General features: G+C 63.5%; 21 protein-coding genes. 9 read left to right on the plus strand and 12 right to left on the minus strand.

Features of this window, described 5'->3' with window-relative positions; genetic code table 11:
* Nucleotides 1–30: 30 nt before the first annotated feature.
* The gene (locus tag IFT44_RS16895; protein ID WP_192137788.1) at nucleotides 31–663 is read left to right on the plus strand and encodes an SCO family protein; all 633 of its coding nucleotides are present in this window, start codon (nucleotides 31–33) and stop codon (nucleotides 661–663) included.
* A 28-nt stretch (nucleotides 664–691) separates the two neighbouring features.
* On the opposite strand, the gene IFT44_RS16900 is transcribed toward IFT44_RS16895, so the two are convergent.
* From IFT44_RS16900 to IFT44_RS16910, 3 genes are all read right to left on the minus strand, one after another.
* Nucleotides 692–1465, minus strand: a complete 774-nt coding sequence (locus IFT44_RS16900) for a MetQ/NlpA family ABC transporter substrate-binding protein (RefSeq protein WP_122480088.1) — start codon at nucleotides 1463–1465, stop codon at nucleotides 692–694.
* 76 nt (nucleotides 1466–1541) lie between these two features.
* A complete protein-coding gene (locus tag IFT44_RS16905; RefSeq protein ID WP_122480089.1) occupies nucleotides 1542–2213 on the minus strand; it encodes a methionine ABC transporter permease in 672 nt (223 codons plus the stop codon).
* Nucleotides 2213–3220 (minus strand): ATP-binding cassette domain-containing protein, encoded by a 1008-nt coding sequence (locus IFT44_RS16910; protein WP_122480090.1) that lies wholly within the window; start codon nucleotides 3218–3220, stop codon nucleotides 2213–2215. The genes IFT44_RS16905 and IFT44_RS16910 overlap by 1 nt, the downstream gene beginning before the upstream one ends.
* Before the next feature lie 283 nt (nucleotides 3221–3503).
* Here IFT44_RS16910 and katE point away from each other — a divergent pair, with 283 nt between their 5' ends.
* Nucleotides 3504–5642 carry a catalase HPII gene (gene katE / locus IFT44_RS16915; protein WP_185794590.1) on the plus strand — a complete coding sequence of 713 codons (2139 nt, stop codon included), beginning with the start codon at nucleotides 3504–3506 and terminating at the stop codon, nucleotides 5640–5642.
* On the opposite strand, the gene IFT44_RS16920 is transcribed toward katE, so the two are convergent.
* From IFT44_RS16920 to IFT44_RS16935, 4 genes are all read right to left on the minus strand, one after another.
* Nucleotides 5639–6346, minus strand: coding sequence for a PA5502 family lipoprotein (locus IFT44_RS16920; protein ID WP_192059225.1), 708 nt, complete (start codon nucleotides 6344–6346; stop codon nucleotides 5639–5641). The genes katE and IFT44_RS16920 overlap by 4 nt on opposite strands.
* A gap of 187 nt (nucleotides 6347–6533) precedes the next feature.
* Nucleotides 6534–7316, minus strand: coding sequence for a zinc ABC transporter permease subunit ZnuB (gene znuB, locus IFT44_RS16925; RefSeq protein WP_122480093.1), 783 nt, complete (start codon nucleotides 7314–7316; stop codon nucleotides 6534–6536).
* Nucleotides 7309–8079 carry a zinc ABC transporter ATP-binding protein ZnuC gene (gene znuC, locus IFT44_RS16930; protein ID WP_122480094.1) on the minus strand — a complete coding sequence of 257 codons (771 nt, stop codon included), beginning with the start codon at nucleotides 8077–8079 and terminating at the stop codon, nucleotides 7309–7311. The genes znuB and znuC overlap by 8 nt, the downstream gene beginning before the upstream one ends.
* On the minus strand, nucleotides 8079–8561 hold the full coding sequence (locus IFT44_RS16935) for a Fur family transcriptional regulator (RefSeq protein ID WP_122480095.1): 483 nt from the start codon (nucleotides 8559–8561) through the stop codon (nucleotides 8079–8081). The genes znuC and IFT44_RS16935 overlap by 1 nt, the downstream gene beginning before the upstream one ends.
* A gap of 57 nt (nucleotides 8562–8618) precedes the next feature.
* Between IFT44_RS16935 and IFT44_RS16940 the strand changes: the two genes are divergently transcribed.
* Nucleotides 8619–9548, plus strand: a complete 930-nt coding sequence (locus IFT44_RS16940; RefSeq protein WP_446730961.1) for a zinc ABC transporter substrate-binding protein — start codon at nucleotides 8619–8621, stop codon at nucleotides 9546–9548.
* Nucleotides 9549–9658: 110 nt separating this feature from the next.
* Here IFT44_RS16940 and IFT44_RS16945 read toward each other — a convergent pair whose 3' ends face one another.
* Both IFT44_RS16945 and IFT44_RS16950 read right to left on the minus strand, forming a co-directional pair.
* Nucleotides 9659–10609, minus strand: a complete 951-nt coding sequence (locus IFT44_RS16945) for a homoserine kinase (RefSeq protein WP_185794585.1) — start codon at nucleotides 10607–10609, stop codon at nucleotides 9659–9661.
* A 64-nt stretch (nucleotides 10610–10673) separates the two neighbouring features.
* Nucleotides 10674–10961, minus strand: coding sequence for a DUF2782 domain-containing protein (locus IFT44_RS16950; RefSeq protein WP_122480096.1), 288 nt, complete (start codon nucleotides 10959–10961; stop codon nucleotides 10674–10676).
* A gap of 89 nt (nucleotides 10962–11050) precedes the next feature.
* On the opposite strand from IFT44_RS16950, the gene polA reads away from it, so the two are divergent.
* On the plus strand, nucleotides 11051–13816 hold the full coding sequence (gene polA / locus IFT44_RS16955) for a DNA polymerase I (RefSeq protein ID WP_122480097.1): 2766 nt from the start codon (nucleotides 11051–11053) through the stop codon (nucleotides 13814–13816).
* Nucleotides 13817–14412: 596 nt separating this feature from the next.
* Here the strand turns inward: polA and yihA are convergent.
* Complete coding sequence (gene yihA, locus IFT44_RS16960) at nucleotides 14413–15051, minus strand: ribosome biogenesis GTP-binding protein YihA/YsxC (protein WP_122480098.1); 639 nt, start codon at nucleotides 15049–15051, stop codon at nucleotides 14413–14415.
* Nucleotides 15052–15229: 178 nt separating this feature from the next.
* Between yihA and IFT44_RS16965 the strand changes: the two genes are divergently transcribed.
* The 5 genes from IFT44_RS16965 (at nucleotide 15230) to IFT44_RS16985 (ending at nucleotide 21328) form a co-directional block, all read left to right on the plus strand.
* On the plus strand, nucleotides 15230–15835 hold the full coding sequence (locus IFT44_RS16965) for a c-type cytochrome (RefSeq protein WP_192176267.1): 606 nt from the start codon (nucleotides 15230–15232) through the stop codon (nucleotides 15833–15835).
* Between the two features lie 212 nt (nucleotides 15836–16047).
* Nucleotides 16048–16683 carry a thiol:disulfide interchange protein DsbA/DsbL gene (locus IFT44_RS16970; protein ID WP_122480100.1) on the plus strand — a complete coding sequence of 212 codons (636 nt, stop codon included), beginning with the start codon at nucleotides 16048–16050 and terminating at the stop codon, nucleotides 16681–16683.
* Nucleotides 16684–16766: 83 nt separating this feature from the next.
* Nucleotides 16767–18716: a GGDEF domain-containing protein gene (locus IFT44_RS16975; RefSeq protein ID WP_192059213.1), complete on the plus strand. Its 1950-nt coding sequence runs from the start codon at nucleotides 16767–16769 to the stop codon at nucleotides 18714–18716.
* 130 nt (nucleotides 18717–18846) lie between these two features.
* Nucleotides 18847–19620, plus strand: coding sequence for an N-acetylmuramoyl-L-alanine amidase (locus tag IFT44_RS16980; RefSeq protein ID WP_122480102.1), 774 nt, complete (start codon nucleotides 18847–18849; stop codon nucleotides 19618–19620).
* Between the two features lie 88 nt (nucleotides 19621–19708).
* Nucleotides 19709–21328: an EAL domain-containing protein gene (locus tag IFT44_RS16985; protein WP_192176268.1), complete on the plus strand. Its 1620-nt coding sequence runs from the start codon at nucleotides 19709–19711 to the stop codon at nucleotides 21326–21328.
* A 26-nt stretch (nucleotides 21329–21354) separates the two neighbouring features.
* Here the strand turns inward: IFT44_RS16985 and IFT44_RS16990 are convergent, their stop codons facing one another.
* Nucleotides 21355–23142: a KinB sensor domain-containing domain gene (locus IFT44_RS16990; RefSeq protein ID WP_122480104.1), complete on the minus strand. Its 1788-nt coding sequence runs from the start codon at nucleotides 23140–23142 to the stop codon at nucleotides 21355–21357.
* Nucleotides 23139–24485, minus strand: coding sequence for a sigma-54-dependent response regulator transcription factor AlgB (gene algB / locus IFT44_RS16995; protein WP_192059207.1), 1347 nt, complete (start codon nucleotides 24483–24485; stop codon nucleotides 23139–23141). Before algB ends, IFT44_RS16990 begins: the two co-directional genes overlap by 4 nt.
* Between the last annotated feature and the right edge of the window lie 24 nt (nucleotides 24486–24509).

Here is a 24509-nt window from a genome sequence, read left to right on the forward strand (position 1 = left end):
CCTCCTCCAACGTCTCTCGATCCCAGGCTCATGACCCGAACGCAGAAAATCGTGTTTACCCTTGCCGGCGCCCTTGCCCTGCTGATCGGGCTGAGCGTTCATCACCTGCTCAGTGGACAGCGTCAACCCGACCGCGCCGGGCTGGTCGATGCGGGCATCATGCTGTTGGCGCAAAGCCGCGCGATGCCTGCCCTGCACATGACCGACGAGAACGGATCGGTGGTCGACCTGACCCGGCTGCAGGGTAAATGGTCGCTGCTGTTCTTCGGCTACACGTTCTGCCCGGATATCTGCCCCACCACGCTGGCCAACCTGCGCAATGTGCAGAACCAGCTACCGGACGCCACGCGCGAGCGCCTGCAAGTGGTGCTGATCAGCGTCGACCCGCACCGCGACACGCCCGAGCGGCTCAAGCAATACCTGGGTTATTTCAAGGCGGGATTCCGGGGGTGGGTGGCGCCGGTCGACACTCTGCAGACACTGGCCAGGGCCATCAGCATTCCATTCATCGCGGCCGACACGCGCAAGCCCAATTACCTGGTGGAGCACAGCGCCAACCTGGCGTTGATCGGGCCGGATGGGCGCCAACGTGGGTTCATCCGCGGGCCGATCGACAATGCCAAGATGATCGCCCAGCTTCCAGGGCTGGTCGCGGGCGATTGAGGGACGCGCGAGTCAAGCCGTCACGGGCTTAGAAGGCCGGCAATACTGCACCCTTGTACTTCTCGGTGATGAACTGCTTGAGCTCGGGGCTGTGCAGCGCGGCTGCCAGCTTCTGCATGGCCGGCGCATCCTTGTTGTCGGGGCGTGCCACCAGGATGTTCACGTACGGCGAATCGCTGCCTTCGATGAACAGCGCGTCCTTGGACGGATCCAGCTTGGCTTCCAGGGCATAGTTGGTGTTGATCAGGGCCAGGTCGACCTGGGTCAGCACGCGCGGGATGGTCGCTGCCTCCAGCTCGCGGATCTTCAAGCCCTTGGGGTTCTCGACGATGTCCTTGGTGGTCGCCAGGATGTTGCTCTGGTCCTTGAGGCGGATCAGCCCGTACTTCTGCAACAGCAGCAGCGCGCGGCCGCCGTTGGTGGCGTCGTTGGGCACCACTACGTTGGCGCCGTTGCCCAGCTCGTCGAGGGTCTTGATCTTGCTGGAATAGGCGCCCAGCGGCTCCAGATGGACGCCGGTCACGGCGACCAGGTCGGTACCCTTGCCCTTGTTGAACTCATCCAGGTAAGGCTGGTGCTGGAAGAAGTTGGCGTCCATGGCTTTCTGCGCCACTTGGACGTTGGGCTGGATGTAGTCGGTGAACACCTTGATGTTGAGGTCCACGCCCTGTTCGGCCAACTGCGGCTTGACGAACTCGAGAATCTCCGCGTGAGGCACTGCAGTGGCTGCCACGCTCAGGGTTTCGTTGGCTTGGACGGACAGTGCAGCGACGGCGGCCATGGCGGCCAGTAGTCTTTTCATCTTCGGTTTCCTTGTCGGCCCCTGCGGGCCTGACTGTGAACTATTTACCAGGCATGAATGAGGTGCGAGGCATGAATCATTTGCGCGAGAAATGCACGACCAGACGGTCGCCGAGCATCTGCAGCAATTGGACCATCAGAATCAGAATGATCACCGTGACGTACATCACGTTGTCCTGAAAGCGCTGGTAGCCGTAGCGAATCGCCAGGTCGCCCAGGCCTCCGGCGCCCACCACACCGGCCATCGCGGTGTACGACACCAAAGTGATGGTCGTCACGGTGATGGCCGCGATGATCCCCGGCATGGCCTCGGGCACCAGCGCCCGGGTGATGATCTGCCGCGTCGTGGCGCCCATGGCCTGGGTCGCCTCGATGATGCCGCGGTCGACCTCGCGCAGGGCGGTTTCAACCAGGCGGGCAAAGAATGGCACGGTGCCGATGACCAGTGGCGGAATTGCACCGGCTACCCCCAGCGAGGTGCCTACCAACACCACCGTGGCCGGGATGAGCAGGATGATCAGAATGATGAACGGCAGCGAGCGGACTACGTTGACGATGAACGATAGCACCGCGTACAAGCGTGGCTTTTCGAACATCTGCCGTGGGCTGGTGAGGAACAGCACGACACCCAGCGGCAGCCCCAGCAGGATGGTGAACAGCAGCGAGGTGCCGAGCATCACCAGCGTATCCAGGGTGGCCTGCCAGATTTCGCTCCAGTCGACACTGGCGAAGAAGTTGATCAGGTCCATCAGCGCAGCACCTCCATGTGAACGTCGGCTGCGGTGAAGCGAGCGAAAGCCGCTTCCATGTCGCCGCCGGTGATAGCCAGGGTCAACTGGCCATAGGGGGTGTCCTTGATGCGGTCGATACGACCGGCCAGGATGCTGTAGTCGACACCGGTCTCGCGTGCCACCGTGCCCAGCAGCGGCGCATAGGTGGCCTCGCCCTGGAACGTCAGGCGCACGATCCGCCCCGCCACATGGGCGAAGTCGCTGCGCTGCTCGTTCTCGTCGACCTGCTCGTCTTCCTGGACGAAGCGACGCGTGGTTGGATGTTGCGGGTGCAGAAACACGTCGGCCACAGAGCCTTGCTCGACGATGCGCCCGGCGTCCATCACCGCAACCTGGTCGCAGACCCGGCGAATCACGTCCATTTCATGGGTGATCAGCACGATGGTCAATTGCAGTTCGCGGTTGATCTCGGCCAGCAACTGCAATACCGAGGCCGTGGTCTGCGGGTCCAGCGCGCTGGTGGCCTCGTCGCAGAGCAGGATCTTCGGGTTGGTCGACAGGGCGCGGGCGATGCCGACGCGCTGCTTCTGTCCGCCCGACAGCTGCGCCGGGTATTTGCGTGCGTGGTCGGACAAGCCCACCCGCTCGAGCAACTGGGCCACGCGCTGGTCGATTTCCTTGCGCGACAGACGGCCGGCCAGGTTCAGCGGCATCGCTACGTTGTCGGCGACGGTCTTGGACGCCAGCAGATTGAAATGCTGGAAGATCATGCCGACCTGTTGCCGGAAACCGCGCAGGGCGTCGGCGTCGAAGGCAGTGACGTCTTCACCGTCGACGATGATGGTGCCGCCGCTGGGGTTCTCCAGACGGTTGATCAGGCGCAGCAGCGTGCTTTTGCCCGCGCCCGAGTGGCCGATGAGGCCGAACACCTGGCCTGCCGGCACCGTGAGTCGGGTGGGGTGCAGCGCGGGAATTTCCCTACCGGCCACGCGGTAGGTCTTGTGGACATCTTGGAACTCGATCACGTAGCGAACCTTGTGGGGCGCATGAATGGGGGCAGCGGGTAGCCGGGCGCGCATTTTAGCCCAGGCATCCCGTGGCATTTAGCATTTATTTTCGCGGCGACCTGCGATTTGGCAATAACGCGACTAAAGGCTCGCCCACCCACCGTTCGCGAAAAAAAAGGAACGTCCACGCAATTCGTCCGGTCACTTGCTGAGTATCCCTGGCCCATGCCTGCCGTGATCAGGTGAGGGTACTTATCAGAGTCCGTCCACGGACTGCCGTGAACCAAGGAGTTAAGGCCCGATGAGCAACAAGACCCCCCCTACCGGCAAGAGCGAAGCCGCTGGCACCGATACCCTGGATCGCCAGAACACCAACGCCAAGCTCGAATCGCTCGAGCAGTTCCGTGCCGATGGCACCGGACAGGCGCTGCGCACCAACCATGGCGTGAAAATCAGCGACAACCAGAACACCCTCAAGGCTGGCCCGCGCGGCCCGTCGCTGCTCGAAGACTTCATCATGCGTGAGAAAATCACGCACTTCGACCACGAACGCATCCCGGAGCGTATCGTCCACGCCCGCGGCACCGCGGCCCACGGTTTCTTCGAAACCTACGAAGACCACTCGGCGCTGACCAAGGCCGGCTTCCTGCGCGACCCGTCGAAAAAGACCCCGGTCTTCGTGCGCTTTTCCACCGTGCAGGGCCCGCGTGGCTCGGGCGACACCGTGCGCGACGTGCGTGGTTTTGCGGTCAAGCTGTACACCGACGAAGGCAACTTCGACCTGGTCGGCAACAACATGCCGATCTTCTTCATCCAGGACGCGATCAAGTTCCCCGACTTCGTCCACGCGGTGAAGCCTGAGCCGCACAACGAGATCCCGACCGGCGGCTCCGCCCACGACACCTTCTGGGACTTCGTCTCGTTGGTGCCTGAGTCGGCGCACATGGTGCTGTGGACCATGTCCGACCGCGCCATCCCGAAAAGCCTGCGCACCATGCAGGGTTTCGGTATCCATACCTTCCGCTTCGTCAATGGCGAGGGCAAAGGCACATTCGTCAAGTTCCACTGGAAGCCCAAGTTCGGTACCTGCTCGCTGGTCTGGGACGAGGCGCAGAAGCTGGCCGGCAAGGACACCGATTTCCACCGCCGTGACCTGTGGGAATCCATCGAGATGGGCGACTACCCGGAATGGGAACTGGGCGTGCAGATCGTGCCGGAAGAAGACGAGCACAAGTTCGAATTCGACCTGCTCGACCCTACCAAGATCATTCCCGAAGAGTTGGTCCCGGTCACTCCACTGGGCCGCATGGTGCTGGATCGCAACCCGGACAACTACTTCGCCGAGACCGAACAGGTCGCGTTCTGCCCGGGCCACATCGTGCCTGGCATCGACTTCAGCAACGACCCACTGCTGCAGGGCCGTCTGTTCTCCTACACCGATACCCAGATCAGCCGCCTCGGTGGGCCGAACTTCCACGAGATCCCGATCAACCGCCCGATCGCGCCGAACCACAACGGTCAGCGTGATGCCCAGCATCGCACCCGTATCGACAAGGGCCGTGCTTCCTACGAACCGAACTCGATCGACGGCGGCTGGCCGAAGGAAACCCCATCGGCACCCATCGACGGCGGCTTCGAGACCTATCCCGAGCGTGTCGATGCGCACAAGGTCCGCGAGCGCAGCGAATCGTTCTCCGACCACTTCTCCCAGGCCACGCTGTTCTTCAACAGCATGAGCCATGCCGAGAAAGAGCACATCATCGCGGCCTACAGCTTCGAGTTGGGCAAGGTCGAGCGCGAGTACATCCGTGCCCGTCAGGTCAACGAGATTCTGGCCAACATCGATCTGGAACTGGCTTCGCGCGTTGCGGCCAACCTGGGTCTGCCGGCGCCTACCAAGGGCACCGTATCGGTCAAGCCTTCCTCGCTGAAGGAATCGCCTGCGCTGAGCCAGATGAACCTGTTGTCCGGCGACATCAAGAGCCGCAAGGTCGCTATTCTGGTTGCCAACGGCGTGGACGGCAATGCAGTCGCTGCGCTGCAGAAGGCGCTCAAGGCCGAAGGCGCGCATGCCAAGGTGCTGGGCCCTACCAGCGCACCGGTCAAGACGGCCGATGGCAAGACCCTGGCCGTCGACGCGTCCCAGGAGGGCCTGCCTTCGGTGGCCTTCGATGCAGTGTGGGTGCCGGGCGGTGCCGATTCGATCAAGGCACTGAGCGCCGATGGCGTGGCACTGCATTACCTGCTCGAGGCCTACAAGCACCTCAAGGCAATCGGTATCAGCAAGGATGGCAAGGCGCTGCTCGAAGCGTTGCGCCTGAAGGAAGATGCCGGCCTGTTGGTGGGTGACGATGACAGCACCATCAAGGCGTTCATCGCCGCCATCGCCAAGCACCGCGTGTGGGATCGCGAGCCGGCCGCCAAAGCCATTCCGGCTTAACGGCGCGGTATAAGCACCACCTGGGTCGGTTGTCCGTGGACCACACGGCGACCGACCTTCAGTTGCATCTCTGGCAACTGTTCGCTGACGCGCTGCTTGAGCAGCGCCTCCAGCCGGCGATATTCGCCCGGTTGGGCCACCTGAATGATCACATCGCATTGGTAATGAACGACGTCGGTTGCGATGTCGCGCATCTGCGCGCGCAGCTGCGGCGCGCTGTGCATCTTCAACGGCACCGCTGAAACGCTGGCGTTCGGATCCAGCACCAGGGCCTTGGGCCTGGCTTCGGCAGCTTTCAGGGCGGCTTCGGCTTTCTCCAGTTCAGACTTGCGCGCCTGGGCGATGGCGCCGTTGACGCCACCGGTGAGCGCCGGTGCCTGGGGCATCAGCACGCGGGCACGGCCCAGCGCAGTGGCGGCAGCGTTGACGTCACCTTTCTGCAGCATCACCTGGCTGCGCTGCAGGTAGGCTTCGGCCAGCTGCCGCTGCGCCTCGGTGAGGCGTGGATCCTGCGGTGCCTGCGCCTGCAGCTTGACCAGCTGATCCTCGGCCGTGGCCAGTTCGCTGCTGGCAATGTTTGTTTCCAGCTGCTGCCAGGCATCCGGACCCGCATCAGCGGCGTGGTCGGCCGGTGAGGTCTGGCAAGCGGTCAACACCAGGGAAAGTGTGGCAAGTAGCAGGTAACGGGAGACGAACGGCTTCATTGCTACGACTCTCTATTTGCCCAAAAAACGGCCAAGTCTACACCGTGGGGGTGTCGGCGAAAATATGGACGCCGAAAATCGCTGAGGCCACCACTCTTTGGCCGAGGAAAGCGGGGTCTGTGCCTGTCCACAGCTGGGCAATCGACGCGAGGTGTACAGATAACAGCGACTCGCGCCAGCCACTCCACTACCGCTTGGGCAACGCAAAACTCAGCAGAAACAACAGCGCCGCACTGACCACGATCGATGGCCCGGCCGGCGTGTCCTTGAACCACGAGAGCGCCAGCCCGGCACACACCGCGATCACCCCCAACACACTGGCACCCAGCGCCATCTGCTCGGGGGAGCGCGCATGCCGCTGTGCGGCTGCCGCCGGGATGATCAGCAATGAGGTGATCAGCAACACCCCGACGATCTTCATCGCCACCGCGATCACCACCGCAATCAGCAGCATCAAGGCCATGCGCAGGCCCGCCACGGGCAGTCCTTCGATCCGTGCCAGCTCTTCGTGAACGGTGATTGCCAGCAACGGCCGCCACAGGGCAATCAACAGCGCGAGCACGGCCACACTGCCACCGATGATCCAATACAAATCGGTCGGACTGATCGCCAGCAGATCACCAAACAGATAACCCATCAGGTCGATGCGCACGTCGTGCATGAAGCTCAGCACCACCAGACCCAGCGACAGTGTGCTGGGCGCGAGTATCCCCAACAGTGTGTCCGAGGCCAGCGGCTGGCGTTGCTGCAGGGTCACCAGCAGTATCGCCAGCAGCAGGCAGCCTACCGTGACCGCCAGTGCCGGGCTGATGTCGAGCACGAAGCCCAGGGCCACGCCCAGCAAGGCCGCGTGGGACAAGGTGTCGCCGAAATAGGCCATGCGCCGCCACACCACGAACGAGCCCAGCGGTCCCGCCACCACTGCCAGGGAAAGCCCCGCCAGCAAGGCATACAGTAAAAAATCAGCCATGCTTGCAGCTGTCTCCGTGTACATGAGTGTCACTGACCACGCTGCCGTGCAGGTCATGGGCATGGTCGTGATGGTGGTGATAGATGGCCAGGCTGGGAGCGTGGCTGCCGAACAGCTCGACGAATGCCGGATCACCGCTGACCTGTGCAGGGTGCCCGGAGCAGCACACATGCCGGTTCAGGCAGACCACCTGGTCGGTGGTGCTCATGACCAGGTGCAGGTCGTGGGAAACCATCAGCACACCGCAGCCGTGGCGTTCGCGCAGGCGCGTGATCAGGGCATACAGTTCGGCCTGGCCGGCCACGTCGACGCCTTGCACCGGCTCGTCGAGCACCAGCAGTTCAGGCTCGCGCAACAGTGCCCGGGCCAGCAGCACCCGCTGCATCTCACCGCCGGACACCGTCTGGATCGGGCTGTCGATGGTCTGCGCGGCGCCTACTTCTTCCAGCGCCGCCAGAGCGCGGGCACGGTCCACACCCGGCACCAGGCGCAAAAAGCGCAGGACCGACAGCGGCAGGGTCGGATCCACGTGCAGCTTCTGCGGCATGTAGCCGATGCGCAGTCGCGGCTTGCGCCACACGCTGCCCGAATCGGGCTTGAGCAACCCGAGCACGGCACGCACCAGGGTGGTCTTGCCGGCGCCATTGGGGCCGATCAACGTCACGATTTCGCCGGGCTGCACGCACAAGTGGATGTCATCGAGCACCCGCTGGCCGGCGAATGCCACCGTGACCTGGTCCAGGCGGATCAAGGCTTCGCTCATCACGCCCCCTGACAGGCCGCGCACAGGCCGACCACTTCCACGGTTTGCCCCTCGACGACGAAGCCGACACCCAGGGCGCTTTCGACGATGGCGTCGCTGATGGTCTTGTGCTCTAGCTCCACGGCCACGTGGCAGGCGCGGCAGATCAGGAACTGGCCCTGATGCGCATGCTCGGGATGGTTGCAGCCAATGAAGGCGTTGAGCGAGGCAATGCGGTGCACCAGGTTGTTGTCGAGCAGAAAATCCAGGGCGCGGTAGACCGTGGGGGGCGCTGCGCGGCGGCCGTCCTGTTCGCTGAGCACGGCGAGGATGTCGTAGGCACCCAGTGGCTTGTGGCTTTGCCAGACCAGTTCCAGCACGCGACGACGCAAGGCGGTCAGGCGCAGGCCTTGTTTCAGGCACAAGGCATCGGCTTCGCTCAGTGCGTGGTGCACGCAATGTGAGTGGTCGTGGGGACGGCTGGCCAGCGGTGTTTTGGACATGAGCGGCGACGAATTCTGATAGAGACGTTATTATGTTACCTGTTCTTGCCCCCGAGAGTGTTCATTGTGGTTCGTATTTTTGCTCTTTCCATCGGTTTGCTCGCCGCGTGCCTGACCGCCCTGCCGGCACAGGCGCAAGTGCGGGTATTGACCAGCATCAAGCCGGTGCAGCTGATTGCGGCCGCCGTGCAGGACGGTGTCGGCCAGCCCGAAGTGCTGCTGCCGCCCGGTGCCTCGCCGCACCATTACGCCCTGCGGCCATCGGACGTGCGGCGGGTGGCCGACGCCGATCTGCTGTACTGGATCGGCCCGGACATGGAAGGTTTTCTGCCGCGCGTGCTGCAGACTCGGCAGAAGCCGACGGTCTCGATCCAGACGCTGCCGGGCATGCACCTGCGGCATTTTGCCGAAGACAGCCACGGCCATGACGAGGAAGCATCGGACCACGATCACGACCATCGCCCGGGCACCCTGGACGCCCACCTGTGGCTCTCGACGGTCAATGCCCGGGTGATCGCCACGCGCATGGCCGCCGACCTGTCCGCTGCCGACCCTGCCAATGCGCCGCGCTACCAGGCCAACCTGACCGCCTTCACGCAACGCCTGCAGGCCCTGGACACACGTCTGGCCGCTCGGGTCGCCGGCATTCAGGGCAAGCCTTATTTCGTTTTCCACGAAGCCTTCGATTATTTCGAGGAGGCCTACGGCCTCAAGCATGCGGGTGTATTCGCCGTGGCCGCCGAAGTGCAACCCGGCGCACAGCATGTCGCCGCGATGCGTCAGCGGCTGCAGGAAGTGGGCAAGACGTGCGTGTTCAGCGAGCCGCCGATGCGCCCCAAGCTGGCGCAGACCCTGACCGCCGGACTGCCGGTGACCCTGGCCGAGCTGGACGCCCTGGGTGGCTTCGAAGACGCTACCGCAACCGGCTACGAAACCCTGCTGGGCAATCTGGCCGACAACCTCGCCGGCTGCCTGGAAAAGCTCTGAAGCTCCTCGCACATGCCTGAACCCCTGCCCTGTGAGAGAAGGTTCAGGCTAGACGCAGGTTCCTGTGGGAGCGGGCTCTGCCCGCGAAGGCCGCCCCACGGTCTCAAGCCCTAAAAAGCAAAAGGCAACGGCACCCCAACTTTCTGCCGCAGCGCCAACCGGTCCTGAAACTCCTTGGGATCATGGATCAACACATCCATCCCGGCAAACGACTGCGCCGCGATCAGGCGCGACAGCCAGAACCGCACGCAAGCCACACGCAACATCAGTGGCCACAGCTGTGCCTCTGCCGCAGTGAATGGCCGCAGGGCTGCATAGGCACCCAGCAATGCCCGCGCGCGTGGCGCATCGAGGGTACCGTGCTCATCCGAGCACCAGTCGTTCACGGTAATCGCCAGGTCATACAGCATCGGCCCGGAGCAGGCGTTGTAGAAGTCGATCACACCCGTCAGGTGGGTGCCCTCGAACATCACGTTGTCACGGAACAGGTCGCCGTGCAGGTTGGCCTGTGGCAGTGCCAGAATCTGTGCGTGATGCGCCTGGATCTCGGCCAGGGCCGGACGCAGCAGCGCCGCGGCTGCAGTATCCAGGTCGGCGACCAGCTTCTCGCCCTCTTCCAGCATCCAGTCCAGGCCGCGGTCGGTGCGGCGCACCAGCGGTGCGTCGAGGGTGGCGGTGTGAATGTGCCCCAGCAACTCGCCTACCTGCACACAGTGCTGGTTGTTCGGCGCCTGCACGTGGCGACCGTCGAGGCGCGGCTGCAGCAGGGCCGGCTTGCCTGCAAGCGTGCGCAGCGCCACGCCCTCGGTGGTGCGCAAGGCATAGGGCACCGACAGCCGAGCGTCGTGCAGTACATCGAGCAGTTCGATGAAGAACGGCAAATCCTGGGTCGGCCCGCGCTCGACCAGCGTCAGCACGTATTCACCCTGCTCCAGGCTGATGAAGAAGTTGCTGTTCTCGGTACCGGCGGCAATTCCCTGGAAGTCCCGCAGACGGCCAAGGCCATAGGGGGCCAGAAAGGTTTCGAGCTCGGCGCGGGTCAAGGGTGTAAACACAGACATGTCGTAGATTTGCCCATACTGGCGCCGCAAGGGGCGGCGCCCGGTTGAATTGAAGGTTACAGCCTCACCACTCGAAGATTTTCCAGGCCGGGATCAACATGTCCGGCTGGTCGGAGCGGATGAAATTGTCATCGGTGCCATCGGCACGCACCAGGAAATACGGCTTGCCGTGCTTCGGAGTGATCTTGATCGCATACAGGAAGCCGTTCTGGCGATACTCCTGGATGGTCTTGTCGCCGTCCTGGCGAATGGTCACGTCCGGATCGGCCGAAGGCGCGTCGTCCGCAGCCAGGGTCATCAGCGGGCTGGTCAGCAGCAGAGCCGCGAGCAACAGGTGTTTTACGTTACGCATGATAACCTTGTCCCTTTGTTGTCACAGTTCTCGTTGTCACAGCTCCGGGCATTCTAACGCCGGGCTCGCCGAAAAGGTTGATTCTGCTCATGAGCAAAGCTCCTCTCGTCCTGGTGGACGGTTCTTCCTATCTGTACCGGGCGTTCCACGCACTGCCGCCGCTGGCCACCTCCAAGGGCATGCCCACGGGTGCGGTGAAGGGCGTGCTGAACATGCTCAAGAGCCTGCGTCGGCAGTATCCGGACAGCCCGTTCGCGGTGGTCTTCGACGCCAAGGGCGGGACGTTCCGCGATGCCCTCTACGGCGACTACAAGGCCAACCGCCCGAGCATGCCCGACGACCTGCGGGTACAGGTCGAGCCACTGCACGCCTGCGTCCGGGCCCTGGGCTATCCATTGCTGTGCGTGGATAACGTCGAGGCTGACGACGTCATCGGCACCCTGGCCCGCAGCAGCGCGGCAGCCGATCGCCCGGTGGTCATTTCCACGGGTGACAAGGACATGGCGCAACTGGTCGACGGCCACATCACCCTGGTCAACACCATGACCGGCAGCGTGCTGGACATCGCCGGCGTCAAGGAGAAGTTCGGCGTCGGTCCCGAGCACATCATCGACTTCCTGGCCCTGATGGGTGACAAGGTCGACAACATCCCCGGCGTGCCGGGCGTGGGCGAAAAAACCGCTCAGGGCCTGCTGACCGGCATCGGCGGCGGCCTCAAGGAACTCTACGAGAATCTCGACAAGGTCCCGGCCCTGGCCATTCGCGGCGCCAAGGCGCTGCCCGCCAAGCTGGAAGAGCACCGGGCAATGGCTTTCCTCTCTTATGAACTGGCCACCATCAAGATCGACGTACCGCTGGACGTGGAAGTCGACCAACTGATGTGCAGCGAGCCGGATCGCGATGCACTGCTTGCCATCTACAGCGAGCTGGAGTTCCGCAGCTGGATCGAAGACGTCGAGCGTGAAGCCCGGCGCGCCGGCGAAGAACTGGCTCCGGCGCAGGAGCCGGTCGCGGCCATCGAAGTACGCTACGAAACGATTCTCGACCAGGCTCGCTTCGATGTCTGGCTGCAGAAGCTCGAACAGGCCAGCTTGTTCGCCTTCGACACCGAGACCACCGGCCTGGATGCCCAGCGCGCGCAGCTGGTAGGCATCTCCTTCGCGGTCGAACCCCACGAAGCCGCCTACATTCCGCTCACGCACTCCTACATGGGCGTGCCCGAACAGCTCGACCGCGATACCGTGCTGCTGGCGCTCAAGCCGCTCCTCGAGGATCCGCGCAAGCTCAAGGTCGGCCAGCACGCCAAGTACGACATCAACATCCTCGCCAACTGTGCCATCGGTGGCGTCCAGGACAACGGCATAGACGTGCAGGGCGTGGCCTTCGACACCATGCTCGAATCCTACGTGCTCGACTCCACCGCCACTCGGCACGACATGGACAGCCTCGCCTTCAAGTACCTGAACCACACCACGATCAAGTTCGCCGACATCGCCGGCAAGGGCGCCAAGCAGCTGACCTTCGACCAGATCGCGCTGGAACAGGCCGGCCCCTACGCCGCCGAAGACGCCGACATCACCCTGCGCCTGCATCAACTGTTCCAGGCCAAGCTGGATGCAGTGCCCAGCTTGCTGCCCGTGCTGCAGGACATCGAAATGCCGCTGGTGCCGGTGCTGGCACGGATCGAGCGCCAGGGCGCGCTGGTCGATGCCAAGCTGCTGGGTATCCAGAGCGTGGAACTGGGTGAAAAGATGGTTGCCCTGGAGCGCGAAGCGTTCGAGATCGCCGGCGAGGAGTTCAACCTGGGATCACCCAAGCAATTGGGGGTGATTCTCTACGAGAAACTCGGCTTGCCGATCATCTCCAAGACAGCCAAGGGCCAAGCCTCCACGGCAGAAGCGGTGCTCGCCGAACTGGCCGAGCAGGACTATCCGTTGCCCAAGGTGCTCATGCAGTACCGTTCCATGAGCAAGCTCAAGAGCACCTACACCGACCGCCTGCCCGAGCAGATCAACCCGCGCACCGGGCGCATCCACACGTCCTACCATCAAGCGGTCGCCGCCACTGGACGCCTGTCTTCCAGTGACCCGAACCTGCAGAACATCCCCATCCGCACCGCCGAGGGTCGGCGCATCCGTCAGGCTTTCATCGCGGCGCCCGGGTATCGCCTGCTGGCGGCCGACTACTCGCAGATCGAGCTGCGCATCATGGCTCACCTGGCCAAGGACGAAGGCTTGCTGCATGCCTTCCAGAACGATCTGGACGTGCACCGGGCCACGGCTGCGGAAGTGTTCGGGGTAGACCTGGCGCAGGTCACCACCGACCAGCGGCGCAGTGCCAAGGCGATCAACTTTGGCTTGATCTACGGCATGAGCGCGTTCGGCCTGGCCAAGCAGATCGGCGTCGACCGCAAGCAGTCGCAGGCCTATATCGACCGCTATTTCGCGCAGTATCCGGGCGTGCTCGAGTACATGGAGCGCACCCGCGCCCAGGCCGCCGAACAGGGCTTCGTCGAAACCCTGTTCGGGCGTCGCCTCTACGTGCCGGACATCAACGCCAAGAACCCGGCCTTGCGCCGCGGGGCCGAACGCACCGCGATCAACGCGCCGATGCAGGGTACGGCTGCCGATATCATCAAGCGCGCCATGGTTGCGGTGGACAACTGGCTGGCCGAAAGCGGGCTGGACGCACGCGTCATCCTGCAAGTGCACGATGAATTGGTGCTGGAAGTGCGCGAGGACCTGGTCGAGCAGATCGGCACCCAGATCCGCCCGTACATGAGCGGCGCCGCGCAACTCGACGTGCCCTTGCTGGTGGAAGTCGGCGTGGGTTCCAACTGGGACGAGGCGCACTGATTCGAAACCGGGTTGACGGCTTCGCGGCCGCTGACCGCTCCCACGGGCTTTTGCGCGCTGATCCGGCGCGGTGTTGCTGCTTCGCGGCCGCTGACCGCTCCTACGGGCTTTTGCGCACTGGTTCGGCGCGGTGTTGCTGCTTCGCAGCCGCTGACCGCGCCTACGGGCTTTTGCGCTCTGATTCGGCGCGGTGTTGCTGCTTCGCGGCCGCTGACCGCTCCTACGGGCTTTTGCGCGCTGATTCGGCGCGGTGTTGCTGCTTCGCGGTCGCCGACCATGCCTACGGATGCTCATGCTTTCTGTAGGAGCGGTCAGCGGCCGCGAAGGGGCACCCCCCGAATCCAGGCCAGATGAAAAACCTGAACCCCACATGAAACCAACGACTTATCGCAAATAGTTTGCATCTGCCAAGGAACTCCCCCGGCCTCTCCCAGTCAGACGTTGGGATTGGCTAGTGAAGCCTTTCGATGCTCCTATGTTGTGTTAAGTGTTGGCAGATATCCGGACCCTCAGCGGTTCGGACCTTGAGCCCCAGACTTCCCCCCTCCCCATACGAAGTCCGGGGTTTTTTTTGCCCGGATTTTCTCACTCCGGGCTCAGGCCTCGGCTGTGTTCTTGTCCGGCAGCTCCATCCAGCGTGCCAGCACCGTGTAGGCATCTTCCAGGCCAAGGCGCTTGGGCGCGGAGAACAGCTGGATGCTGACGGCGTCGCCCCACCCCTTGTGGATCTCGGCCTGAACCTTGAGCAGGGTATTCTTGGCTGCGCCGTAGGTCAGCTTGTCGGCCTTGGTCAGCAGAATGTGCATGGGCATGTGGCTGGCCACCGACCAGTCGAGCATCAACAGGTCGAAGTCGGTCATCGGATGGCGGATGTCCATCATCAGAATCAGCCCCTTGAGGCTTTCACGACTGCCCAGATACGCTTCCAGGTGGCGCTGCCAGTGCAGCTTGAGCGGGATCGGAACCTTGGCGTAGCCGTAGCCGGGCAAGTCGACCAGGCGCCGCTCCTCGTCTAGGTTGAAGAAGTTGAGCAGCTGCGTGCGCCCTGGGGTTTTCGAGGTCCGTGCCAGGCTGGCGTGGGTCAGGGTGTTCAAGGCGCTGGACTTGCCGGCATTGGAACGGCCAGCGAACGCGACCTCGAACCCTTCGTCATCGGGGCACTGCTCGACCTTGGCGGCGCTGAGCGAAAAGGTAGCCTGTTGGCACAGGCCCAGGATGGGGTTTTTGAGTTGCATGTGATTTCCGGTAGAGGCAGGGCCCGATGCAGCAGCCGCAAGAACGATGCAGCGAAGTATATAGGGCTGGACAATATGTGGGTGATTTTGCCGGCAATGGCCTGCGTGCGGGCATAATGCGCCCAGGCCGGCCGTACGGTGCGGCAGGTCGAGAACTTCACCTTGGTTGGATCAGTCGATGAGCGCAATGCGTGTGATGGGCCTGCTCTGCGCGCTGCTGGCCAGCAGCGCGGCAAGTGCTGCGGGCACGACGGGCGACAGCGCCCGAGGGCAGTCACTGACGACACTGTGCGCGGCGTGCCACGGCCCGAACGGCAACAGCCTGGTGCCGATCTTTCCGAAGCTGGCCGGCCAGGGCGAGCGCTACCTGAACGAGCAGTTGCTGGACATCCGCGAAAACCGTCGCGTGGTCCCGGAAATGGCCGGTACGCTGGCTGAGCTGAGCGACCAGGATCTGCTCGATATCGCCGCCTGGTACGCCGAGCAGACGCCCGCCCCCACGGAAGTCGCAGCCGGCTTGGCGCAGCGTGGGCAGGACCTCTACCGCAGTGGCGACCCGGCGCTGGGTGTACCTGCCTGCAGCGGCTGCCACGCTCCCGATGGTGCCGGTACCGCACTGGCCGGCTTTCCACAGCTGCGGGGTCAGCATGCACCGTACCTGATCAAGCGGCTGACCGCTTTTCGCCAAGAGGCCGATGCCGCTGCGATCATGCACGACATTGCAGGCAGGCTCAGCGATGACGACATTGCAGCCCTGGCCACTCATATTCAGGCACTGCGCTGAAAACGATCGGGCATGGGCCAGGTGCAGGCCAGGCGCCAGACCTTCGCGGCCGTCTTACGCCTGGTTACATCTATTGGGCCATGAAAATAGCGCAAAGGCCCTCCTCGTCCACCCTTTTTTGACATCACTGCCGTTACACTAGCCACCTCGATCAGGCAGGTCCGGTGCTGGCACCGATCCGTCCCTTGTATGAAACTGCTCAGGAGTCACGCATGCGTAATCTGATTTTCGGCGCCTTCCTCGTTGTCGCCAGTGCCATGGGCGTGACCGCCCAGGCGGCGGATGTGCCGCTGGAAGCCGGCAAGACCTACGTTCAACTGAACAGCCCGGTAGCCGTCGCCGAGCCCGGCAAGATCGAAGTCGTCGAGATGTTCTGGTACGGCTGCCCGCATTGCTACGCGTTCGAGCCGACCATCAACCCTTGGGTCGAGAAGCTCCCGGCCGACGTCAATTTCGTCCGTATTCCAGCCATGTTCGGCGGCCCGTGGGATGCCCATGGCCAGCTGTTCCTGACCCTGGAAGCCATGGGTGTGGAGCACAAGGTCCACAACGCCGTATTCAATGCCATCCAGAAGGAACACAAGCCGCTGATCAAACCCGAGGACATGGCCGAATTCGTCGCCACCCAGGGCGTGGACAAGGAAAAATTCCTGCAGACCTTCAACTCTTTCGCCATCAAGGGCCAGATCGCCAAGGCCAAGGAGCTGGCCAAGAAGTATGAAATCTCCGGCGTGCCGACCATGATCGTCAACGGCAAGTACCGCTTTGACCTGGGCACCGCCGGCGGTCCCGAGCAGACCCTGAACGTGGCTGACCAGCTGATTGCCAAGGAACGTGCCGCCAAGTAAGCGGCATCACCCGCGATACGACGTTTTCGCAGCGCACCCATCGCGGGTGGGTGTGAGCTGCAGGTCAACGAGCAATCCTTGTCATGAGTGACGACAGCCAGCGCTGGAAAGAGAAATACCTGCAAAGCATTGACCAGCAGGAAAAGCTCGAGCGGCGCTGGAACGCCCGTCTCGACCTGCTGCGTCGAGGCTTGGTGCGCAGCAGCCTTGCGGCCGAAGGCAGCGACCGGGCGGTGGATGTCTGCATGAAGGAGATGCGCGAGGTGCTGCGTGGCGACGACATGGACGCTCGGCTGGCGGCGCTGATTCCGCGTCTGGAAATTGCCGTGCTGGAGTCCGAGAAGCGCCGACAGTCCCGGGTGCAGCAGATAGGCACCGCGCTGGGGGCTCTGGTTACGCAACTGCAGTCGCTGCCGCTGCCGCGCGATGTCAGCAAACCTTTGAAAAAGCTCGCCCAGGGCCTTGAAGAGCGGGCTGGACAGGCGCGCGAGATGCCCTTGCTGCTCAGTGAGCTCAGTGGTTTGCAGGAGCAGGCGCTCAATACCCTCGACCGACCCTTGCGCGCGCAGCGGGCGGGCCTGCTGCAGCGCTTGTTCGGCAGCCCCGATCCGGCCGACGCCAGCCCTGTGCAGTCCATGCCCGTGCCCGCAGCGCAGGATGCACCGGCAATGGCCGGCTCGACGCCTGATCCTGTCACTGCGGAATCTGACACTGCAGTGTCCGACGCTCACGCGGCCCCCGTAGCCATTGCAGACGAGCCGGCGCCGCAGTCTGCCCCGCTCGCTGTTGCCTTGGCAGTGGCCGACCTGCGCCTGCCAGCGAGCAATACTGCCAGTGAAGCACCCGCGCTTGGCGCTGCAGACCCCGTGGCATCGCCCTTGGTCGAGCAGCCCACCGAGAAGCCCGCTGAACAGTTGCAGGTGCTCGACAGCGGCCTGACCGATGAACAGGCTTTCTATGCCTTGCCGGCAAGCCTTGAACCGCCGTACAGCAGCGTTGCCAGCCATATTGAAACCACCCTGCTCGAGCTGCTCAGCGAGTTGACCTTGCCCGAGCGCTACATGGCCCAGGCCCAGGCCATGCACGCGCGCATCCAGCGCGGGCTGAACTGGTACGAGCTGCTGCCGGTGCTCGATGAGCTCGCCGTATTGATGCTGGCCGTCAACGACGGCAGTCAGCAGGAGTTCGAACGCTACCTGCAACAGCTCAACCAGCGCCTGGAGAATTTCCAGCGTCAGTTGCAGCTGACCCATGGCGACCATGCCGACTCGCGCAACGCCGCCCTGGCATTGGACGACGTGCTGCGTGAACACGTCGACGGGTTGCAGACGAGCATGCGTGGCGCTGTCGATATCGACGGCCTCAAGCAGGTGCTGGAAAGCCGGCTCGAGGGCTTGCTGGCCAGCATGGAGCAGCACCGCCTGCAGCGCGAGGCACGCGAACAGGAAATCACCGCGCGCCTGCAGGGCTTGGGCGAGCGTGTGACGAGCATGGAACGCGAGGCCCTCGACTACCGCGACAAGCTCGAGCAGCAGCGCAACAAGGCCTTGCTCGATCCGCTCACCGGCCTGCCTAACCGAGCTGCCTGGAGCGAGCGACTGGTCCTGGAGCATGTCCGCTCGCAGCAGACCGGCAATGGCCTGCTGCTGGCCATACTTGACCTCGATCACTTCAAGTCGATCAACGACACCTTTGGTCATCAGGCCGGCGACAAGGTCTTGAAGATCATCGCCAACGTGCTGCGCAAAGGCTTGCGCGGTGACGATTTCATCGCCCGCTTCGGTGGCGAAGAGTTCGCCCTGCTGATGCCGGGCAGCGATCTGGGCGGCGGCAGCCGTCTGCTCGAACGCCTGCGTGCTGCCGTCGAACAATGCCCTTTTCATTTCAAGGGCGAGCGCGTGAGCGTGACGATGTCGGCTGGCGTAGCGGTGTTCAAACCCGGTGAGAATGCCAGTCAGGTGCTCAAGCGCGCGGATCAGGCGCTCTACCGCGCCAAGGAAGCGGGACGCAACCAGATCGAACCGGCTCCCTGAGGCTCCCGCGCATCCCGCCACGGACGCGCGCGCAACATTCGGCAACGCGACGTAACGCATGCCCGCTGAATCCAGACAACCGGCTACGCTATGCTGATGCCCTGTTCCCGAACCTGCATGTGATCTCCCTATGAAGTTGCTCCTTGTCGCCCTCTCCCTGCTGGTACTGGCCGGTTGCTCCAACGGCTTGAGCATCGATCGCAGTCACCCGTCCGCGAACCATGACAACCGCGTGCAGTTCGTGGTGCTGCACTACACCTCGGCCGATCTGCCGCGTTCGCTGCAATTGCTCACTCATGGTGAAGTCAGCAGCCACTACCTGATCGGCGACCAGCCGGCCACCGTCTACCAGTTGGTGGACGAGAGCCGCCGTGCCTGGCATGCCGGCGAAAGCCAATGGGACGGCCGCACCTGGCTCAACTCCAGCTCCATCGGCATCGAAATCGTCAACCCCGGCTACAAGGACACCCCGAACGGCCGGGTCTGGTACCCCTACAGCGAAGCGCAGATCCAGGCCGTGATCGCCCTGCTCAAGGATATCGTCCAGCGCAACGGCATCGCGCCGCGCAACATCATCGGCCACAGCGACATCGCGCCGCTGCGCAAGACCGATCCGGGGCCGATGTTTCCCTGGCAACGCCTGGCCGAACACGGTCTGGGCATGTGGCCCGACGCGAAGGCCGTGGCACGCTACCAGGCGCGCTTCCAGGCCAGCCCGCCGAGTATCGCCTGGTATCAGCAGCAGTTGGCCCGAGTGGGTTACGAGGTGGTCCAGAGCGGCGAGCTGGACGTCGCCACGCGACACGTGATTGCAGCCTTCCAGATGCACTTCCGTCCGCAACGCTTCGACGGCGAGCCCGATGCACAAAGCGCTGCGATTTTGCAGGCGCTCATCAGCAGGTAACAACCGATTTCACGTCGATATGCTCGAAAGCGCGGGCCAATCGCCATCTGGTTGCTATACATTGATGCCCCCGACTGGATGATCCTCGATGGCCGCCGTTTTCCCGCAGCTCCGCAGTCTTCTGTACCGCCCCTGGGCGCTGGCAACGCTTGCCGCCCTGGCCAGCGCGCTGCTGCTGTTCGTGGCCAGTTTTGCGCTGATCATGCACCAGGTTCAGCTCAACGAACGGCAGCAGATGAATGCCAGCGGCGAACGCTTCCTGATCCGCCTGGAGCAGGTGTTCGGTCAGCTGCGCGAGGGGGTCGATGCGTTGCAGGCTCAACCTGTGCGCCATTGCGGCCCGCAGATGATGGATGCCCTGGAAAAGATCGGCTTCGACAACCGCTTCGTCTTCGAAGCCGCGTTCATCGACGGCGCCCAGCGCTGCTCCAACCGCCGCGGCAAGGACGTCGCCAGCCTGGGTCGACCGCCGGACATCCAGGGTTCCACCTACAGTTACTGGCTCAACACCACTACTCAGCGCAATGACAACTGGGCCGCCCTGATGCTCGGTCGCGGGCCGTTCCGGGTTTCCACCTCGCGGGGGCATCTGAGCGACGTGGTCGATCTGCCCGCCGGTGGCAGCCTGCTGGTGGTGCTCGACCAGGGACGCCGGGCGATTCCGGTGCTGGGCTCCGAGCAGCCATGGCCGCCCGTATCGGGCTGGCGTGCCGATGCGGTCGATGCCCTGCAGGTCACTTCGGACCGGTTGATCTACCGCATGTCGACCAAGTCCCCAGACTTCCAGTTGGTGCTGATCGCTCCGCGCAGCAAGGAGCTGCCCATATTCGATACCCCGCTGTGGCTGCTTTTTCCTGTCAGCTTGGTGGTGGCCCTGTGCATCGGCTGGCTGGTCCTGCAACTGATCACCCAGCGCCGCTCGATGGGCGGCGAGCTGCATGGCGCGTTGCGTCGGGGCGAACTGCAGGTGCTCTACCAGCCGATCTTCGACCTGAGCAACCGTCGCTGCGTCGGTGCCGAGGCACTGGTGCGCTGGCGTCGCCCCGACGGTACGCTCACCAGCCCGGAACTGTTCATTCCGCTGGCGGAACACAGCGGCCAGATCCGCCAGATCACCGACTTCGTCCTGCAGCAGTCGCTCGAGCAGCTCAGCCACCTCTTGCGAGCCAACCCGCATTTGTATATTTCAGTGAATCTGGCGGCGTGCGATGTCACCGTGCCGCGCATTGGCGAGGTGGTGGCCCGGCTGCTCTCCATCTACCGCGTGGCGCCCGAGCAGATCGCCTTCGAGGTGACCGAACGTTCCCTGATCGACGTCGACGTGGCGCGGGAAAACCTTCAGGCCCTTCGCGACGTGGGCCATACGGTATTGATCGATGATTTCGGCACCGGTTACTGCAGCCTGGCGTACCTGCAAAGCCTGCCTGTGGACTGCCTCAAGATCGACAAGGCGTTCATCGACGCCCTGGGCGATGACGTCGAAAGCAGTGGCGTGGCGCCCCACATCATTCGCATGGCTCATGCCCTGGATCTGCGGGTGATCGCCGAAGGCATCGAGCACGAGGCGCAAGCGCTGCTGCTCGAAAGCGAGGGCGTCGACTACGGTCAGGGTTGGTTGTTCGCCCAGGCGCTGAACGCGCGACAGTTCAAGGAACTGATCACCAAGGGCCGGCGCCGCGCTGGTCGGCGCGCCGGCGACGAGGCCTGAGGGCGCAAGGCACCCAGGCCATCGCGCTAGATCGACAGGGTCATATAGAACTGGGTGCCCTGGCCGGGTCTTGAGTAGACCCCCATGCGGCCACCGTGCAACTGCACGATCTCCTTGCACAGCGCCAGGCCCAGTCCGGCACCGCCCTTCTTGCGCCCGACCTGTACGAAAGGCTCGAAAATACGCCCCTGCTGGCCGTAGGCGATGCCTTCGCCGTTGTCCTCGACGCTGATGATCACGCGCTCGGCATGGCGGCGTGCCTGCAAGCGGATATGGCCATTTTCCGCTGTGTGCCGCAGGGCGTTTTCCAGCAAGTTGTCCAGCACCCGATCCAGTTGCCCTGCGTCCACGTGCAGGCGTGGCAGCCCTTCGGCCAACTCGATGGTCAGCTGGATACCCAGCTCATGGGCGCGGCTGGCGAAGCGCTCGTAGGCGCGCTGCAACAGGTCATCCAGCGCACACGGCGCCAGCACCAGCTTCTGCAGGCCGTTCTGGTAACGCGAAAAGTTGAGCAGGTCGTTGATCAGTTGCATCAAACGCTGCATTTCTTCGTTGACCGTCATGAGCAGATCGGCCTCGCGACTCTGCTCTGGGAAATGCACACGCTCCTGCAGCAGCCCAAAGGCCATGTGCATGCCCGTTACCGGCGTGCGCAGCTCGTGGGAGGCGCGCAGGACGAATTCGCTGCGTACGCGCGCGAACGCGCGCTGCTCGGTTACATCGTGCAGCACCATGACCGCGCCGAGGATATTGCCTTGGGTATGGGTCACCGGCGTCAGGCTGTACGAAAGCAGACGCGCTTCACCATCGACTTCGAAGCTCAGGTCGTCCAGCGCGCGCTCCAGGCTGCCACCGCGCAGGATCAGGTTCAACTGCTCGTCCAGATCGGGCCTGCCAAGCGCTTCGCCCAGGCCCAGGCCCAGGCGGTGGTCTTCCCAGCCCAACTGACGCTGCGCTACCGGGTTCAAATGCTCCAGCTGGCCTTGTCGATCGATCATCAGCAGGCCGTCGTCGATGCTGTCCAGCACCGCTTGCAGGCGCTGTTGCCCGGCGCGGAGCTCATCGACATTGGTGGCCTGATGCTGACGCAGCGCGTGGGCCATGGTGGCGAAGCGGCTGGCCAGCCGATTCAGTTCTGCTGCCGGGGAAACGGGTAGCTGCACATCGAAATTGCCTTGGCTGATGTCGTCCGCCGCCTTGGCCAAGGCCTCGATGGGCCCGCCGAAACGGCGCGCGATACCGTGTGCGGTAAAAAAGCCGACGATCAGCACCGCCAGGCCCACCAGGCCGAGCAAACCCGATACCCACATCGCCCGTTGGTGGGACTCGTGCTCCAGCGCGGCGATACTTTGCAGGGTGTTCTTGTACGAATCGATCAGGCTCGTGCGCAGGGTATTGAATGCCTGGCTCAGCGGCGGGTTATGGCTCAACGGCAGGTGTTGCGTGGCCGTGGCCCGGTATTGCTCGACAAAGGCCTGGAAGTTTTCGGCGGACTGGAGAAATCCGTAGTGAGCATTGTGGCTTTGCTCATGGGCGATGCCTTCATCGAGCAGCGCTTTGAATTGCTCCTGTGACTGGCCGATGCCCGCGACGTCCGGATCGGGCTCCAGCATCATGACCAATTGATCGCCCAGGCTCTGGCGCATCTTGAGCCCCAGGTCCAGCGTGGTGAAGTGGCTGCGCAGCATGCTTTCCTGCGAAGCAGCCATCTGCATCACGCTGACCAGACCCAACACCAGCCCCAGCAACGCGACTGTAATCAGCGCCGAGATGCTGAGAAACAGCCGGGTGTGCAGCTTCATGGCCAGTTTCATAGGTTGTACTGTTTGCGTTTGCGATAAAGCGTCGAGGCATCGATACCCAGGGTTTTGGCGGCCTGATCCAAGGTATCACTGGTGGCCAGGACGGCACCGATGTGGGCCTTTTCCAGTTCGTCCAGGCTCAGCGCCGCGCCGATGCGCGGTGCATTGTTGACGGGCTGCTCGGCCATGCCCAGATGGCTGACCTCGACGCGCTCCTGAGGGCAGATGATGCTCGCCCGTTCGATCACGTTGCGCAGCTCGCGGATATTTCCCGGCCAGCGATAGTTGAGCAGCGCCGCCCGTGCCTCCTCGCTGAAGCCTCTTGCTGGCCGCGCGTACTCCTTGACGAAGCGCGCGAGAAAACGATCGGCCAGGGTCAGGATATCCTCGCTGCGCTCGCGCAGCGGCGGCAGGTGCAGGGTGATCACGTTCAGGCGGTACAGCAGATCCTCGCGAAAACGGCCCTCGCGAACCATGTCCTCGAGGTTGAGGTTGGTCGCCGCCAGGATGCGCACATCGGCGCGCCGCGTCACGGGGTCACCTACCCGCTCGTATTCCTTGTCCTGAATGAAACGCAGCAACTTGGGCTGCAAGGTCAAGGGAAAATCGCCGATCTCGTCGAGAAACAGAGTCCCGCCATCGGCCTGGTTGACGCGACCCAAAGTGCTTTCACTGGCACCGGTGAAAGCACCGCGACTGTGGCCGAAGAGTTCGCTTTCCATCAACTCGGCAGTCAGCGACGGGCAGTTGATGGTTACGCAGCTTTTCTTGGCGCGCTTGCTCCAGCCATGAATGGCGCGTGCCAGCTCGCCCTTGCCGGTACCCGATTCGCCAAGAATGAGGATGTTGGCATCGGTCACCGCCACCTGGCGCGCGGTTTCCAGCACGACCATCATGGCGGGGCTGTGTGAATCAAGGCCGTCCTTGGGCTTGCGCACCTCGCCTTCGAGCGCTTCGAGCCGAGCCGACAATTGACGTACTTCCAATTGCTTGGCGGTCGCCAGGCGCAACTGGTCGGGGCTGCAGGGCTTGACCAGATAGTCGGCGGCGCCGGCCTGAATTGCATCGACGGCGGTATCCACCGCCGAGTGCGCGGTGACGATCACCACACGCATCCATGGTGCCTGCACACGCATCTGTGCCAGTACATCCAGGCCGTTGTCCTCGCCCAGGCGCAGGTCGAGGAAGCACAGGTCGAACACCTGCCGCTGCATCAAGGTGTCTGCCTGATTCGCGCTGTTGGCCGTCGCCACGCTGTAGCCTTCGTCTTCCAGGCAATAGCGGAAGGTACGCAGGATGGCGGACTCATCGTCCACCAGCAGAATGCGGCCTTTATGCTCCGTGCCAGATTCCATGTTCCTACGCTCCTCAGAGAAAAT

It is taken from the genome of Pseudomonas sp. CFBP 13710, from assembly GCF_014842235.1.
GTDB lineage: Bacteria > Pseudomonadota > Gammaproteobacteria > Pseudomonadales > Pseudomonadaceae > Aquipseudomonas > Aquipseudomonas baltica.

Excerpts from the sequence above, each read along its gene's own strand:
- IFT44_RS16895 (WP_192137788.1), top strand. The coding sequence starts at position 31 with ATGACCCGAACGCAGAAAATCGTGTTTACCCTTGCCGGCGCCCTTGCC.
- IFT44_RS16900 (WP_122480088.1), bottom strand. The coding sequence starts at position 1,465 with ATGAAAAGACTACTGGCCGCCATGGCCGCCGTCGCTGCACTGTCCGTC.
- IFT44_RS16905 (WP_122480089.1), bottom strand. The coding sequence starts at position 2,213 with ATGGACCTGATCAACTTCTTCGCCAGTGTCGACTGGAGCGAAATCTGG.
- katE (WP_185794590.1), top strand. The coding sequence starts at position 3,504 with ATGAGCAACAAGACCCCCCCTACCGGCAAGAGCGAAGCCGCTGGCACC.
- IFT44_RS16920 (WP_192059225.1), bottom strand. The coding sequence starts at position 6,346 with ATGAAGCCGTTCGTCTCCCGTTACCTGCTACTTGCCACACTTTCCCTG.
- znuB (WP_122480093.1), bottom strand. The coding sequence starts at position 7,316 with ATGGCTGATTTTTTACTGTATGCCTTGCTGGCGGGGCTTTCCCTGGCA.
- znuC (WP_122480094.1), bottom strand. The coding sequence starts at position 8,079 with ATGAGCGAAGCCTTGATCCGCCTGGACCAGGTCACGGTGGCATTCGCC.
- IFT44_RS16935 (WP_122480095.1), bottom strand. The coding sequence starts at position 8,561 with ATGTCCAAAACACCGCTGGCCAGCCGTCCCCACGACCACTCACATTGC.
- IFT44_RS16945 (WP_185794585.1), bottom strand. The coding sequence starts at position 10,609 with ATGTCTGTGTTTACACCCTTGACCCGCGCCGAGCTCGAAACCTTTCTG.
- IFT44_RS16950 (WP_122480096.1), bottom strand. The coding sequence starts at position 10,961 with ATGCGTAACGTAAAACACCTGTTGCTCGCGGCTCTGCTGCTGACCAGC.
- polA (WP_122480097.1), top strand. The coding sequence starts at position 11,051 with ATGAGCAAAGCTCCTCTCGTCCTGGTGGACGGTTCTTCCTATCTGTAC.
- yihA (WP_122480098.1), bottom strand. The coding sequence starts at position 15,051 with ATGCAACTCAAAAACCCCATCCTGGGCCTGTGCCAACAGGCTACCTTT.
- IFT44_RS16965 (WP_192176267.1), top strand. The coding sequence starts at position 15,230 with ATGAGCGCAATGCGTGTGATGGGCCTGCTCTGCGCGCTGCTGGCCAGC.
- IFT44_RS16970 (WP_122480100.1), top strand. The coding sequence starts at position 16,048 with ATGCGTAATCTGATTTTCGGCGCCTTCCTCGTTGTCGCCAGTGCCATG.
- IFT44_RS16975 (WP_192059213.1), top strand. The coding sequence starts at position 16,767 with ATGAGTGACGACAGCCAGCGCTGGAAAGAGAAATACCTGCAAAGCATT.
- IFT44_RS16980 (WP_122480102.1), top strand. The coding sequence starts at position 18,847 with ATGAAGTTGCTCCTTGTCGCCCTCTCCCTGCTGGTACTGGCCGGTTGC.
- IFT44_RS16985 (WP_192176268.1), top strand. The coding sequence starts at position 19,709 with ATGGCCGCCGTTTTCCCGCAGCTCCGCAGTCTTCTGTACCGCCCCTGG.
- IFT44_RS16990 (WP_122480104.1), bottom strand. The coding sequence starts at position 23,142 with ATGAAACTGGCCATGAAGCTGCACACCCGGCTGTTTCTCAGCATCTCG.
- algB (WP_192059207.1), bottom strand. The coding sequence starts at position 24,485 with ATGGAATCTGGCACGGAGCATAAAGGCCGCATTCTGCTGGTGGACGAT.